1 protein-coding gene is annotated in these 643 nt (G+C 66.1%); it reads right to left on the bottom strand.

The genetic code is table 11. The annotated features are described in order from the left end of the window. The coding region (locus L693_RS31535) for an ATP-binding cassette domain-containing protein (RefSeq protein ID WP_231503679.1) at window positions 1-381 on the bottom strand (381 nt) is incomplete at its 3' end. Window positions 382-643 lie beyond the last annotated feature (262 nt).

The raw sequence follows: 643 nt of genomic DNA, 5'->3' as shown, positions 1-643 counted from the left end.
GGCGCCTGCCAGCAAGCGCTGTGCCCGTTCCTCATACGCGACGGGAATCGCCTCTCCGCTCCGCAAACCGAGCTTGACGCGAACGCTGTACAAGCATTCCTCCCATACCGTTGCTGCTGCAAACTGATGCTCAGGCTGCTGAAACACATAACCAATCCCGGTGGCAAGCTGGTGAATTGGCAGCTTCGCCATATCCTCTCCCTCCCACCACATGCACCCCTTGGGTGCAGGCAGCAGGCCCATGAGCAGCTTGCCGAGCGTGGTTTTGCCGGAGCCGTTCTCGCCCAGCAGAACGACTCGTTCGCCGGGCGCAAGGGCAAGGCTTACGCCTGTCAGCGCTGCCCGCTGCCTGCCGGGATAGGTGAAGGCAAGCTCCTTCACCTTCAGCAACGGCGGCCCGGTGCGGTCAGCCGCCGAGCCGGGCTTCGCCCCTGGCTCACGCGGCACGTCTCCCCTCCCTGCGGGAGAGGGGAGCAGCCCCAAGGCGGCCAGCTGCGCAGCATGTTCGCGCAGCAGCGTTTCCGGCGGACCTTGCAATAGCACGGTCCCGCCCTTCAGGATGACGATACGCTGCGCTGCGCGCGCGGTATCGTCCATACGACCGGACGCGGTGACCACCGTCCGGCCTGCGGCATGGAGCCGC

This window comes from Paenibacillus sp. 1-18, assembly GCF_000520755.1.
GTDB classification, from domain to species: domain Bacteria; phylum Bacillota; class Bacilli; order Paenibacillales; family Paenibacillaceae; genus Paenibacillus; species Paenibacillus brasilensis.
The sequence above is the reverse complement of the archived record's forward strand: the minus strand, read 5'-3'. Positions and strand labels throughout refer to the sequence as shown.